This window comes from Nocardioides sp. PD653-B2 (assembly GCF_002117935.1).
Classification (GTDB): Bacteria; Actinomycetota; Actinomycetes; order Propionibacteriales; family Nocardioidaceae; genus Nocardioides.
Window position 1 is genome coordinate 22,836 of sequence record NZ_BDJE01000015.1, and the last position, 12,619, is coordinate 35,454.

Consider the following 12,619-nt stretch of genomic DNA (forward strand, 5'->3'; position numbering starts at 1 on the left):
TGAAGCGTGGGTCACTCGGAGTCGTCCGCGTCCTCGGCGTCCGAGCCCTCGGCACCGTCCTCGACGACGGGGATCAGCGACAGCTTGCCCCGGTCGTCGATCTCGGCGATCTGGACCTGGATCTTCTGGCCGACCGAGACGACGTCCTCGACCGCGTCGACGCGCTTGCCGCCGGCGAGGCCGCGCAGCTTGCTGATGTGCAGCAGCCCGTCCTTGCCCGGCATCAGGGACACGAACGCACCGAAGTTGGTCGTCTTCACGACCGTGCCCAGGTAGCGCTCGCCGATCTCCGGCATGGTCGGGTTGGCGATCGCGTTGACGGCGTTCTTGGCAGCCTCGGCCGCCTCGCCGTTCGTGGCACCGATGTAGATGGTGCCGTCGTCCTCGATCGTCAGCTGGGCGCCGGTGTCGTCCTGGATCTGGTTGATGATCTTGCCCTTCGGACCGATCACCTCGCCGATCTTGTCCACCGGGATGCGGATGGTGATGATCCGCGGGGCGAAGAGCGACATCTCCTCGGGCTCGTCGATGGCCTCGGCCATCACGTCGAGGATCGCGAGACGCGCGTCCTTGGCCTGGTTGAGCGCGGCACCGAGGACCTCGGCGGGGATGCCGTCGAGCTTGGTGTCGAGCTGCAGGGCCGTGACGAACTCGCGGGTGCCGGCCACCTTGAAGTCCATGTCGCCGAACGCGTCCTCGGCACCGAGGATGTCGGTCAGGGCGACGTACTTGGTCTCCCCGTCGACCTCACCGGAGATGAGACCCATGGCGATACCGGCGACCGAGGCCCGCAGCGGGACACCGGCCTGGAGCAGCGACATGGTCGAGGCGCAGACCGAGCCCATCGAGGTGGAGCCGTTGGAGCCCATGGCCTCGGAGAGCTGACGGATCGCGTAGGGGAACTCCTCGCGCGTCGGCAGCACGGGGAGCAGCGCGCGGCGCGCGAGCGCACCGTGACCGACCTCGCGACGCTTCGGCGAGCCGACCCGACCGGTCTCACCGGTGGAGAACGGCGGGAAGATGTACTTGTGCATGTAGCGACGCGTCTTCTCCGGGGAGAGCGTGTCGAGCTTCTGCTCCAGCGTCAGCATGTTCAGCGTCGTGACACCCAGGATCTGGGTCTCGCCACGCTCGAACAGCGCGGAGCCGTGGACCCGCGGGATGACCGCGACCTCGGCGTGCAGCGGACGGATGTCGGCGAGGCCGCGACCGTCCATGCGAATCTGGTCGCGCAGCACGCGGTCGCGCACGATCGCCTTGTTGACCGAGCGGAACGCCGCGCCGAGCTCCTTCTCGCGACCCTCGAACTGGCCGGCGAGCTTGTCGAGGACGGCGGCCTTGATCTCGTCGGTCTTGGCCTCCCGCTCGAGCTTGTCGGCGATCGTCATCGCGGCGGCGAGGTCGGCCTTGGCGGCGGACTCGACGGCCTCGTAGGCGTCGTCCTCGTAGTCGAGGAAGATCGGGAACTCCTGGACGGGCTTGGCGGCCACGTTCGCGAGCTCCTGCTGCGCCTCGACGAGCTGCTTGATGAACGGCTTCGCCGCGTCCAGACCGCCGGCGACGACGGCCTCGGTCGGGGCCTGCACGCCGTCCTGGACCAGGGTCCAGGTCTGCTCGGTGGCCTCGGCCTCGACCATCATGATCGCGACGTCGCCGGAGTCGGTGACCCGGCCGGCGACGACCATGTCGAAGACGGCGTTCTCGAGCTGGCTGTGCGACGGGAAGGCGACCCACTGGCCCTCGATGAGCGCCACGCGGACGCCACCGACGGGGCCGGAGAACGGCAGGCCGGAGAGCTGCGTCGACAGCGAGGCCGCGTTGATCGCGAGCACGTCGTACGGCGCGTCCGGGTTGAGCGCCATCACGGTGATGACGACCTGGACCTCGTTGCGCAGACCCTTCTTGAAGGTCGGGCGCAGCGGGCGGTCGATGAGGCGGCAGGTGAGGATCGCGTCCTCGCCGGGCCGGCCCTCGCTGCGGAAGAACGAGCCGGGGATCTGGCCGGCGGCGTACATCCGCTCCTCGACGTCGATCGTCAAGGGGAAGAAGTCGAAGTGGTCCTTGGGGTGCTTGCCGGCCGTGGTGGCCGACAGGAGCATGGTGTCGTCGTCGAGGTAGGCGGTCACCGAACCGGCGGCCTGGCGGGCGAGGAGCCCGGTCTCGAACTTGATGGTGCGCGTGCCGAACTTGCCGTTGTCGAGAACGGTCTCGACGGCAGAGATGACGGGTTCAGTCAAGGGTTCGTCCCTGTTCTGTTCGCGGAGCGATCCACGGCGTCCCGCGTACTTGACGATCCGGTCTTCGATCGAGGCCCGCAGGGATTTCGGCGATCGAGCTTGTCGAGATCCTGAGAGCCACTACCGAGGACCGAGCCAGAACGTGCGGGTCGCTCCTGGGGTGTCTGTTTCAGTTGTGAGGCTAGCGCCGCCGAGCGGCGCAGTGAAAGCGTGAAGGGCCCACCGGAGTGGACCCTTCACGATGGTTCAGCGGCGCAGGCCGAGACGCTCGACGATCGAGCGGTAACGCGCGATCTCCGTCTTCTGCAGGTAGTTCAGCAGGCGGCGGCGCTGGCCGACGAGCAGCAGCAGACCACGACGGCTGTGGTGGTCGTGCTTGTGGGTCTTGAGGTGGTCGGTGAGGTGGGCGATGCGGTGGCTGAGCAGCGCGATCTGCACCTCGGGGGACCCGGTGTCACCCTCGGTCGTGGCGTACTCGGCGATGATCTTCTTCTTGGTCTCCGCGTCGGTTCCGATGGACATGCAGGTTTCCTTCCGGGTCGTTGCGCGGCGCGCCGGGGCCTGTTCACCCGGGCACTATGGTTCCGCGGCCGTTGGACGGCATGTCGTCCCATGTTGGACAACCGGGTCAGGCTATCAGCGGGCGTGTCGCGGGCCCAAAACGAGCGGGGTTACGCTCCAGGCGTGAGCTGGATCCGCGCTCGGGCCCTGGTCCCGGCAGTCTGCCTGGTCGGAGCGACCCTGGTCGCCGCACCGTCCGGACCCTCCGAGGCCGCCGCCCGGGCTGCGGAGCCCGCTTGGACCCGTCTCCTGCCGACGAGCACGACGCAGGTGGTGCGCACCGTCTCCAGCCGGCAGCACTGCGACGACGCCTGGTGCACGGTCACCCAGGCGTGGGAGAAGGACGCGGACGGGCAGTGGGAGAAGGTGCGCGAGTTCCGCTCGTCGATCGCGAGCCGGGGGTGGGGCAAGCGCCGCGAGGGCGACTACCGCTCCCCGGGCGGTGTCTTCCGGATCAAGGTCACGTTCACGACGTCGCCGGACAACCCGGGCGAGATGCCCTGGCGCCGGCGTCGCCCGACGTCGATCGTCTCGAGCTCGGCCGGCTCGAACTACAACACCTGGCTCGAGGTGGCCGGGGTGACCAGCGGCGACCGGCCGTCGATGCGATCGGGCTGGGTCGTGGACTTCAACCACGTCCGGCTCCGGCCCGGGGTCGGCCCGCGGCCGGTGCCGGGCCGCGGCAGCGGGATTTTCTACCACACCTCGAAGCCCGGTGACCGCTGGGCGCCGACGGCCGGCTGCACCCAGGTCGGCAACCCGAAGCAGATGCGCTGGCTGCTCACCTGGCTGCGCCCGGACGCCCGTCCCCGGGTCGTCCAGAACCGCTGAGCCGGCCGGTCGTGCCACGATGACCGGCATGCCGGTCGTGGAGAAGAAGCTGGGCGTCTGCAACCTGTGCGAGGCGATCTGCGGTCTCGAGCTGACGCTGACCGACGGAGCCGTCACCGGGATCCGGGGCAACCCCGACGACCCGCTCTCGCGCGGGCACATCTGTCCGAAGGGCACGGCGCTCGCCGACATCCATGCGGACCCCGACCGGCTGCGGCGGCCCGTACGGCGCGTGGGCGACACGTGGCACGAGATCGGCTGGGACGAGGCGCTCGACCTGACGGCCGACGGGCTGGCCCGCGCGATCACCGCGGGTGGCCGCGACGCGCTCGCGGTCTACCTCGGCAACCCGAACGCGCACAGCCTCGGCTCGCTCACCCACGGCACCGCACTGGTGAAGTCGTTCCGTACCCGCAACAAGTTCAGCGCCACCTCGGTCGACCAGCTCCCCCACCAGCTGGTCGCGTACCTGATGTACGGCCACCAGCTGTTCCTGCCGATCCCCGACATCGACCGCACGTCGTACTTCCTCGTCCTCGGCGCCAACCCGATGGCGTCCAACGGGTCGCTGATGACCGTGCCCGACTTCCCGGCCCGGCTGCGCGAGCTCGACGAGCGCGGCGGCCGGATGGTCGTCATCGACCCGCGCCGCACCGAGACCGCCAAGGTCGCCGGCGAGCACCACTTCGTCCGGCCCGGCACCGACGCCCACCTCCTGCTCGCGATGCTGCACGTCCTGTACGACGAGGGGCTCACCCGCCCGCCGTCCTACGTCGACGGGCTCGACGTGGTGGAGCGCGCGGTCGTGTCGTTCACCCCGGAGCTCGCGGAGCAGGCGACCGGCATCCCTGCCGACGAGATCCGCCGGATCACCCGGGAGTTCGCGGCGGCCGACGGCGCTGCGGCGTACGGCCGGGTCGGTGTCTCGACGCACGCCTTCGGCACCGTCTGCCAGTGGGCGGTGCAGCTGCTCAACCTGCTGACCGGCAACCTCGACCGGGCGGGGGGCGTCTGCTTCACCAGCCCCGCCATCGACGCGGTCGGCACCGGCCTGATCGGCAAGGGTCACCACGACCTGTGGCGCAGCCGGGTGCGCGGGCTGGCGGAGTTCGGCGGCGAGCTGCCGGTGTCGGTGCTGCGCGAGGAGATCGAGACCCCGGGCGACGGGCAGGTGCGCGCGCTGCTGACCCTGGCCGGCAACCCGGTGTCGTCGACGCCCGACGGTGGCGCGCTCGACCGCGCGCTCGGCGGCCTCGACTTCATGGCTGCGGTGGACATCTACGTCAACGAGACGACCCGGCACGCCGACGTGATCCTGCCGCCGACCACGGCGCTCGAACGCGACCACTACGACCTGGTCTTCCACCTGCTGGCGGTGCGCAACACCGCTCGTTTCACACCGGCCGTGCTCCCGAAGCCCGACGGCGCCATGCACGACTGGGAGATCTACCGCGAGATCGTGCTGCGCACCCAGAAGCGGCTCGGCGCCAGGGCACCGCTCAAGAAGCGGATCGTGCAGCGGGTCCGGCTGTCCACGAGCCCGACCCGGCTGGTCGCGCTGCTGCTCCGCCGGGGTGGATCCGGCGTGACGATGAAGGAGCTGCGCGCGCACCCCGCGGGCATCGACCTCGGCCCGCTGCGGGCCGGCCAGCTGCCCGAGCGGATGCCGCGCGACCGCGTCGACGCGGCACCCGAGCTGGTGGTCGCCGACCTCGAGCGGCTGCGCGAGGCACCCGTCCCGGCCGCCGGCGAGCTGCTGCTCATCGGCCGTCGCCACCAGCGCGACTGCAACTCGTGGATGCACAACTCCGTGCGGCTCACCAAGGGCAAGCCGCGCCACCACCTGCTCATGCACCCGGACGACCTCGCGAGCCGAGGTCTCGCCGACGGGGCGACCGTCTCGGTCTCGTCGCGGGTGGGCGACGTCCAGGTCGAGGTGCGGGCGACCGACGACATGATGCGCGGCGTCGTGAGCCTCCCGCACGGCTACGGGCACCGCCGGGAGGGCGTCCGCCTGGAGCGGGCGGTCGACCTGCCGGGGGTGTCCATCAACGACCTCACCGACGCAGCGCTGCTCGACGTGTCGGGCAACGCTGCGTTCAACGGGGTGCCGGTGCGGGTCTCAGCGCTGTCGTCGACGTCGGGCTAGGGGTCCTCAGCACCGCCGGTTGCGCATCGGGAGCACCCGGCCCGACTGGTCCTGCACCTGCGCGCCACGCACGCGCTCGCCGTCGGCGTCGAAGACGAGCAGCGAGCAGGACTGGCGGTTGCGGTAGGTGATGACCGCCGGGTTGGTGTCGTAGGCCTGCTCACGCAGGTCCATCGAGCGGGAGTCGAAGACGGTGTCGACCTGCTCGAGGGCGAAGGACCCGCCGACGAGAGTTCCGGCGTTGACAACAGCGAGCGCGGCGATGGCGGCCGCGCTGCGGTGGGCGCCACCTGGCCAGAGCCTGCCGCGTCCGACCTGGATGCTCACGACGGCCGCGACCGCCCACACGGCGAGGCCGAGCCCGAAGGACTGGGTCGGCATCCAGGGCACGTCGTAGCCGCTCTCGTCCGGTCCCCAGAACAGCACGTGCGCCAGCATCACCCACACCCAGGCGCGGGCGACCCACCACACGGGCTGGGCGGCGACCACGATGTCCCAGCCGGGCCGCCACCAGTCGGGGGCGAGCAGCGGGCGGCGGCTCGCCGGGGCCAGCCCGGCGGCCGCGCGCAGCTCGGCGGCGTACTCCTCCGGTCGCGGCAGCGCACCGGTCCCCCGCTCCGCGACCAGCTCGGTGAGGTCGGCGGCGAGGCCCTCGGTCAGCTCCTCCCGCGCGTCCTCCGACAGGTCGGCGAGCTCGCGGCGGACCTCGTCGACGTAGCGGTCGAGGTCGATCCCGGTGATCGGCAGGGTGTCGTTCATCGTGTGCTCCCCGTGGTGCTGTCGAGGAGGCGGTCGACCGCCTCCGAGAAGAGACGCCAGTCGTCGCCCTGCCGCTTGAGCTCGGCGCGGCCGACCGGCGTGATGCCGTAGTACTTGCGGTGCGGGCCCGCCTCGGAGGCCACGACGTACGACGTGAGCGCGCCGGCCGCGTAGAGGCGGCGGAGGGTGCCGTAGACCGAGGCGTCGCCGACGTCGTCGAGCCCCACTGCGCGCAGTCGGCGGACGATGTCGTAGCCGTAGCCGTCCTCGGCGTCGACCACCGCCAGCACGGCGAGGTCGAGCACTCCCTTGAGGAGCTGGGTGCTGTCCATACGGCGACACTACTGCGCATGGCGCAGTAGTGCGTGCTCCGTGGCACCGGCGTGTCGCCGCGGCTCAGTCCTCGTCGAGACCGTGCTCGATGGCGTAGCGCGTCAGCTCGACCCGGTTGTGCATCTGCAGCTTGCCGAGGGTGTTCTGCACGTGGTTCTGCACCGTCCGGTGCGACAGCACCAGCCGTTCGGCGATCTGCCGGTAGGAGAGCCCCTTGGCGACCATCTTCAGCACCTCGGTCTCGCGCTCGGTCAGCGTCTGCACGCCGCTTCCCGGCGTCGGTTCGTCGGACATGCGCTGGAACTCCCCCAGCACCAGTCCGGCCAGCCCGGGGGTGAAGACGGGGTCCCCCTGGGCCACGCGCCGTACGGCGGTCAGCAGCTCCTCGCGCGAGGCGGACTTCACGAGGTAGCCGGTCGCTCCCGCCTTGACGGCCGCGAGGACGTCGGCGTGCTCACCCGAGGCCGACAAGATGAGCACCCGGACCGACGGGTCCTGCCGGACGATCTCGGCGGTGACCTCGACGCCGTCCGGAGCCGGGATCTGCAGGTCGAGCACCACCACCTCCGGGCGCGCTGCCGGGAAGCGGGCCAGCGCCTCGCGCCCGGTCGCGGCCACTGCGACCACGTCGAGACCGGCCTGCGCCAGGTCGTGCTCGACGGCGTCGCGCCACAGGGGGTGGTCGTCGACCACCATCACGCGGATGCGGGCGGGCTGCTCGCTCTCGCTCATGACCCCGACCTTAGGTCAGATCGGCGAGGTCCGGGGTACGACGAACTCCCACTCGGTCCCGAAGGACCCGGTCGCCAGCTCGGCGGTGCCGCCGAGGTCGGCGATCCGGCCGCGGATCGACTCGGCGACGCCCAGCCGCCCCTGCCTGGCGGCCTCCTCGAGGCGGCCGGCCGAGATGCCGGGGCCGTCGTCGCGGACGGACAGCTCGACCCGGTCCGGGAACGCCTGGAGCAGCACCCAGGCCGGCGCGTCGTCGCCGACGTGCACCCGGACGTTGTCGAGGCAGGCACGTGCGACCGCCACGAGCTCGCGAGCCGTCGCGGCCGGGAGCTCGACGGGTGACCCCGGGGTCGCCACGGTGACGTTCTGGCCGTGCTCGAGCCGGGCCAGCTCGGCGACCAGGTCCACCGACTCCGCGTGACCGACGACGGTGACCGCCTCCTGGGCGTGGATCAGTCCGCGCAGCTCGCGCTCCTGCTCGCCGGCCAGCCGGCCGAGCTCGGCCGCCTCGCCGCCCAGCTCGTGCCCTCTCCGCTGCACCAGCGCCAGCACCTGCAGCACGCCGTCGTGCACGGCCCGCGCGAGCCGGGCCCGCTCGGCCGCCATCGCCGCCTCCCGCTCGGCGACGTCGCGCTCGGTCGCCATCCGCTGGAGCGAGTCGCACATGTAGCCGACGATTGGGCCGCCGATGACCAGGAGGAAGGCGTTGCCGTAGTCGGACGCGTCGACGTGCTGGCGCTGCAGGTCGGCCGCGGCGAGCAGGAGCCCGGCGACGAGGCCGCCGACCAGCCGGTAGTGGATCGCCCACGCGAACAGGGCGCCCATCACCCAGAACCCCGGCACGCTGGACGTGTAGTCGGTTCCCTTGACCGCCGGCGTCGCGAGGAGCATCGCCAGCGCGATCGCCAGGTCGGCGACCAGGAGCGGGGAGGTGCGCCGTCGCCGGTCGTCGTAGGCCCAGGTGGTGAAGACGGTCCACCCGATCATCACCACGACGCAGGTCGCACCGAGGGCGGGCCGCTCGAACTCGTCGGCGCGGATGACGTTCAGCACGACCGCGTTGAGGAGGACGACCCACCGCAGCACGGCGAGCGCGCGGAACAGCCGGTCCTTGATCGCGATCGACGCGGGAGACGTCCACGAGCTCACCGTCGCAGTGTCGCACCGCAGCTGAGTATCCGTGCGGATGCGGCGCCTCGCCGAGCCCGCCGAGACTCGGGCCATGGAGAACTCGACCCCCACCCCCAAGAACACCGCCGCCTTCTACGCCCAGTCGGCGATCGCCTTCGGCCTCGCGCTGTTCGCCATGCTGATCGCCGTCTTCTACCTGCCCGTCGACCCCTGGCCGAGGGCGTTCCTCGCCCTCGGCACCGTCTTCCTCACGACCTCCGCCTTCAGCCTCGCCAAGTGCGTCCGCGACGCCCAGGAGAGCCAGTACGTCGTCTCCCGCCTCGACCAGGCGCGCGTCGACCGGATCCTGGCCGAGCACGACCCCTGGAGGGAGTCCGCCTAGCCCAGGAGGGCGCGGACCGCGTCGCGAGCGGCCGTCGGGTCGGCCGCCGACAGGGCCGCCTCGGCGGCCTCCTCGCAGGCGTCCATCGTGACGGACGCGAGCCGGGCACCGACCGGCCGCACGGCGGCCGCCGCCATCGAGAGCGACGTGATCCCCATCCCGACCAGCACGCAGGCGAGCAGCGGGTCGGCCGCGGCCTCCCCGCACACGCCGACCGGCTTGCCCGCCTGGCGCCCGGCCTCCGCAGTGATCGCGACCAGCTGGAGCACCGCCGGCTGCCACGGGTCGGTGAGGTGGGCCAGGTCCGTGGCCATCCGGTCGGCCGCCATCGTGTACTGCGTCAGGTCGTTGGTGCCGATCGAGAGGAAGTCGACCACCTCGAGCATCCGGTGGGCGAGCAGCGCGGCGCTCGGCACCTCGACCATCACCCCGGCCTTGAGCCCGCGGCCGTGCACCTTCGTCGCGAACTCGGTCGCCTCGGCGACCGTCGCGACCATCGGCGCCATCACCCAGGTCTCGGTGCCGGTCTGCTTCGAGGCGGCCGCGACGGCGTCGAGCTGGCGGTCCATCAGGCCGGGGTTGCCGAACGACAGCCGGAGCCCGCGGACACCCAGGGCGGGGTTCTCCTCCCCCTCGTGGGTGGCGAAGGCGACCGGCTTGTCCGAGCCGGCGTCGAGGGTGCGGACCACGACGTAGCGGTGGTCGCCGAAGGCCTCGAGCACCTCGCCGTAGATGGCGGCCTGCTCCTCGACGGACGGCTCCTCCTTGCGGTTGAGGAACGACAGCTCGGTGCGGAAGAGGCCGACCCCCTGCACGGGGGCGGCGCCGGCCGCCCGGGCGGAGTCGGCGTCGGCGACGTTGGCGAGGATCTTGACCGGGATGCCGTCGGCGGTCGCACCCGGGCCCGCCCACGAGGCCAGCGCGCTGCGGGCCTCGACGTCGGCGGTGACCCGCGCGCTCGCCTCGGCCTCGTCGGGGCCGAGCTCGACGGTGCCGGCGACGCCGTCGACGAGGAGCGGCGTGCCGCCGGCCACCGTCATCGCGCCGGCGACCCCGACCACGCAGGGGATGCCGAGCTGGCGGGCGATGATCGCGGTGTGGCTGGTCGGGCCGCCGCGCTCGGTCACCAGCGCCAGCACCAGGCGGGGGTCGAGGCCGGCGGTGTCGGACGGCGCGAGGTCCTCGGCCACGAGCACGCAGGGCGACTCCGGCACGCCGACCCCGGGCTCCGGCTCGCCGACGAGGTGGGCGACGACGCGGCGCTCGATGTCCTGGAGATCGGTGACCCGCTCGGCCATCAGGCCGCCCATGTTGCTGAAGATCGTGACGAACTGCGCGACCGCGCCGTGCACCGCCGCCAGCAGGTCGTCGCCGGCTCGCAGCTGCTTGCGCACCGCGCCGCGCAGGCCCTTGTCGCGGGCCAGGCCGGCGCTGGCGGTCAGCACCTGGGCCGCCGCGCCGGACACCGCCGCGGCCTTGCGCACGAAGCCGTCGGCGACCGCCTGGGCCGCGTCCTCGTACGCCGCGAGGGCGGCGTCGGGGTCGGCGTACGCCGTGGCGTGGAAGCGGGCGATCGCCGCCGGCGACACCTCGGCCCGCACGAGGGAGGCGGGTCCGAAGGCGACGCCGGGCACGACGGGAGTTCCGCGGAGGGTGGGGTCGGAGCTGGTGGCCATGGTCACCAGTAAAGCGCCCGTCTCCCTTGACAGTCAACAGATTCGGGCGTAAAACAACATATACACAGATCAACCCTCGATCGAAGGAGCGCCGCCGGTGAGCATGTACGCCGAGGAGCGACAGCAGGCGATGGCCCAGCTGGTCACCGACCGCGGCCGGCTGTCGGTCAACGAGATCGCCGAGCAGTTCGACGTGACCACCGAGACCGTCCGGCGTGACCTCTCCGCCCTCGAGCGGATCGGGCTGCTCCGCCGGGTCCACGGAGGAGCGGTCCCGGCCGCGGCCCTGGCCGTCATCGAGGCGGGCCTCGGCGAGCGCGACCAGGCCAACACCGGCGAGAAGGACCGGATCGCCCGGGCGGCGCTCGACCTGCTCCCTCCTGCGGACGGCATCGTCCTCCTCGACGCCGGCTCGACGACCAGCCGCCTCGCCAGCCTCCTCCCCCGCGACCTCCGCCTCACGGTCGTCACCCACGCGGTCCCGGTCGCCGCCCGCCTCGCCGGCAGCCCCCAGGTCGCGCTGCACCTGCTGCCGGGCCGGGTGCGCCGCACCACCCAGGCCGCGGTCGGCGTCGAGACCGTCGCCGCCCTCGACCGGCTGCGCACCGACGTCGCCTTCCTCGGCACCAACGGCATCACCACCGGCCACGGCCTCTCCACACCCGACCGCGAGGAGGCGGCCACCAAGCGGGCCATGGTCGCATCCGCCCGCCGGGTCGTCTGCCTGGCCGACTCGAGCAAGATCGGCGTCGAGGCACCGCTCCGGTTCGCCGAGCTGAGCGAGATCGACGTCCTGGTCACCGACGACGGCATCACCCCCGAGGACCGCCGCGCGCTCGTCCGCGCCGGCGTCGAGGTCGTGGTCGCGTGATCGTCACCCTGACCGCCAACCCGAGCCACGACCGCACGGTCGCGCTCGGTGGCCGGCTCGAGCGCGGCGCGGTGATCCGGGCCGAGTCGGTGACCTCCCAGGCCGGCGGCAAGGGCGTGAACATCTCTCGCGCCTCGGTCACTGCCGGGGTCCCGTCCATCGCGGTCCTGCCCGCACCGCCCGACGACCCGTTCGTCCACGAGCTGCTCTCCGCCGGCATCGACTGCCGCCCGGTCCCCACGAGCGGCGCGCTGCGGGTGAACATCACGATCAGCGAGCCCGACGGCACCACCACGAAGCTCAACAGCCCGGGCCCCACGGTCACGCCCGAGGTCCTCACGGCGCTCACCGAGTCGCTGCGCCGCCGCGCGGGCAGCGCCGACTGGGTGGTCCTGGCCGGCTCGTTGCCGCCGGGTGCGCCCGTCGGGTGGTACGCCGAGCTGGTCGCCGCCCTGCGGGACACCGGCGCCCGGATCGCCGTCGACACCAGCGACGGCCCGCTGCACGCGCTCGTCGACAGGCTCGAGGTCGCCGCACCCCACCTGATGAAGCCGAACGGCGAGGAGCTCGCGTCGTTCGTCGGTGGCGACCCCGCCCTCCTCGAGGCCGACCCCGTCGCCGCCGCGTACGCCGCCGCCACCCTGGTCGACCGGGGCGTCGAGGCGGTGCTCGCCACGCTCGGCGCCCACGGCGCCGTCCTCGTCGACGCCCACGGCGCCTGGCACGCCACTCCCCCGGAGACCACGGTCGTCAGCACCGTCGGCGCCGGCGACTCCAGCCTCTTCGGCTACCTCCTCGGCGACCTGCGCAGGCAGGGCCCCGACCAACGACTCGCGCTCGCCGTCGCCTACGGCAGCGCGGCCGCCGGACTCCCCGGCACGACCATTCCGCAACCCCACCAGGTCCGGCCCGAGCTCGTCTCGGTCCGTCGCCTCGACCTCACCCCGGGAGGGTGAC

The 12,619-nt window shown here is 72.3% G+C and carries 12 protein-coding genes; 5 read left to right on the top strand and 7 right to left on the bottom strand.

Going from position 1 to position 12,619, the window contains the following annotated elements:
* Positions 1–11 precede the first annotated feature (11 nt).
* Complete coding sequence (locus PD653B2_RS06955; RefSeq protein WP_085871617.1) at positions 12–2,237, bottom strand: polyribonucleotide nucleotidyltransferase; 2,226 nt, start codon at positions 2,235–2,237, stop codon at positions 12–14.
* 246 nt (positions 2,238–2,483) lie between these two features.
* Positions 2,484–2,759: a 30S ribosomal protein S15 gene (gene rpsO, locus PD653B2_RS06960; RefSeq protein ID WP_085871618.1), complete on the bottom strand. Its 276-nt coding sequence runs from the start codon at positions 2,757–2,759 to the stop codon at positions 2,484–2,486.
* A gap of 162 nt (positions 2,760–2,921) precedes the next feature.
* Between rpsO and PD653B2_RS06965 the strand changes: the two genes are divergently transcribed.
* Positions 2,922–3,629, top strand: a complete 708-nt coding sequence (locus PD653B2_RS06965; protein WP_242665169.1) for a L,D-transpeptidase family protein — start codon at positions 2,922–2,924, stop codon at positions 3,627–3,629.
* Positions 3,630–3,657: 28 nt separating this feature from the next.
* The gene (locus tag PD653B2_RS06970) at positions 3,658–5,778 is read left to right on the top strand and encodes a molybdopterin-dependent oxidoreductase (RefSeq protein WP_085871620.1); all 2,121 of its coding nucleotides are present in this window, start codon (positions 3,658–3,660) and stop codon (positions 5,776–5,778) included.
* 6 nt (positions 5,779–5,784) lie between these two features.
* On the opposite strand, the gene PD653B2_RS06975 is transcribed toward PD653B2_RS06970, so the two are convergent.
* From PD653B2_RS06975 to macS, 4 genes are all read right to left on the bottom strand, one after another.
* A complete protein-coding gene (locus PD653B2_RS06975) occupies positions 5,785–6,537 on the bottom strand; it encodes a hypothetical protein (protein ID WP_085871621.1) in 753 nt (250 codons plus the stop codon).
* The gene (locus tag PD653B2_RS06980) at positions 6,534–6,869 is read right to left on the bottom strand and encodes a PadR family transcriptional regulator (RefSeq protein ID WP_085871622.1); all 336 of its coding nucleotides are present in this window, start codon (positions 6,867–6,869) and stop codon (positions 6,534–6,536) included. The genes PD653B2_RS06975 and PD653B2_RS06980 overlap by 4 nt, the downstream gene beginning before the upstream one ends.
* A gap of 64 nt (positions 6,870–6,933) precedes the next feature.
* The gene (locus tag PD653B2_RS06985; protein WP_085871623.1) at positions 6,934–7,602 is read right to left on the bottom strand and encodes a response regulator; all 669 of its coding nucleotides are present in this window, start codon (positions 7,600–7,602) and stop codon (positions 6,934–6,936) included.
* Positions 7,603–7,617: 15 nt separating this feature from the next.
* Positions 7,618–8,751, bottom strand: coding sequence for a MacS family sensor histidine kinase (gene macS / locus PD653B2_RS06990; RefSeq protein ID WP_242665170.1), 1,134 nt, complete (start codon positions 8,749–8,751; stop codon positions 7,618–7,620).
* A gap of 73 nt (positions 8,752–8,824) precedes the next feature.
* Between macS and PD653B2_RS06995 the strand changes: the two genes are divergently transcribed.
* The gene (locus PD653B2_RS06995) at positions 8,825–9,115 is read left to right on the top strand and encodes a YiaA/YiaB family inner membrane protein (protein ID WP_085871644.1); all 291 of its coding nucleotides are present in this window, start codon (positions 8,825–8,827) and stop codon (positions 9,113–9,115) included.
* Here the strand turns inward: PD653B2_RS06995 and ptsP are convergent.
* Complete coding sequence (ptsP, locus tag PD653B2_RS07000) at positions 9,112–10,791, bottom strand: phosphoenolpyruvate--protein phosphotransferase (protein ID WP_085871624.1); 1,680 nt, start codon at positions 10,789–10,791, stop codon at positions 9,112–9,114. The genes PD653B2_RS06995 and ptsP overlap by 4 nt on opposite strands.
* A 103-nt stretch (positions 10,792–10,894) precedes the next feature.
* On the opposite strand from ptsP, the gene PD653B2_RS07005 reads away from it, so the two are divergent.
* Positions 10,895–11,662, top strand: a complete 768-nt coding sequence (locus PD653B2_RS07005; RefSeq protein ID WP_085871645.1) for a DeoR/GlpR family DNA-binding transcription regulator — start codon at positions 10,895–10,897, stop codon at positions 11,660–11,662.
* Positions 11,659–12,618, top strand: a complete 960-nt coding sequence (locus tag PD653B2_RS07010) for a 1-phosphofructokinase family hexose kinase (RefSeq protein WP_085871625.1) — start codon at positions 11,659–11,661, stop codon at positions 12,616–12,618. The genes PD653B2_RS07005 and PD653B2_RS07010 overlap by 4 nt, the downstream gene beginning before the upstream one ends.
* Position 12,619 lies beyond the last annotated feature (1 nt).

Bases quoted from the DNA above. Each gene is read 5' to 3' on its own strand.
- rpsO (WP_085871618.1), bottom strand. From the start codon at position 2,759: ATGTCCATCGGAACCGACGCGGAGACCAAGAAGAAGATCATCGCCGAG.
- PD653B2_RS06970 (WP_085871620.1), top strand. From the start codon at position 3,658: ATGCCGGTCGTGGAGAAGAAGCTGGGCGTCTGCAACCTGTGCGAGGCG.
- PD653B2_RS06975 (WP_085871621.1), bottom strand. From the start codon at position 6,537: ATGAACGACACCCTGCCGATCACCGGGATCGACCTCGACCGCTACGTC.
- PD653B2_RS06980 (WP_085871622.1), bottom strand. From the start codon at position 6,869: ATGGACAGCACCCAGCTCCTCAAGGGAGTGCTCGACCTCGCCGTGCTG.
- PD653B2_RS06985 (WP_085871623.1), bottom strand. From the start codon at position 7,602: ATGAGCGAGAGCGAGCAGCCCGCCCGCATCCGCGTGATGGTGGTCGAC.
- PD653B2_RS06995 (WP_085871644.1), top strand. From the start codon at position 8,825: ATGGAGAACTCGACCCCCACCCCCAAGAACACCGCCGCCTTCTACGCC.
- ptsP (WP_085871624.1), bottom strand. From the start codon at position 10,791: ATGGCCACCAGCTCCGACCCCACCCTCCGCGGAACTCCCGTCGTGCCC.
- PD653B2_RS07005 (WP_085871645.1), top strand. From the start codon at position 10,895: ATGTACGCCGAGGAGCGACAGCAGGCGATGGCCCAGCTGGTCACCGAC.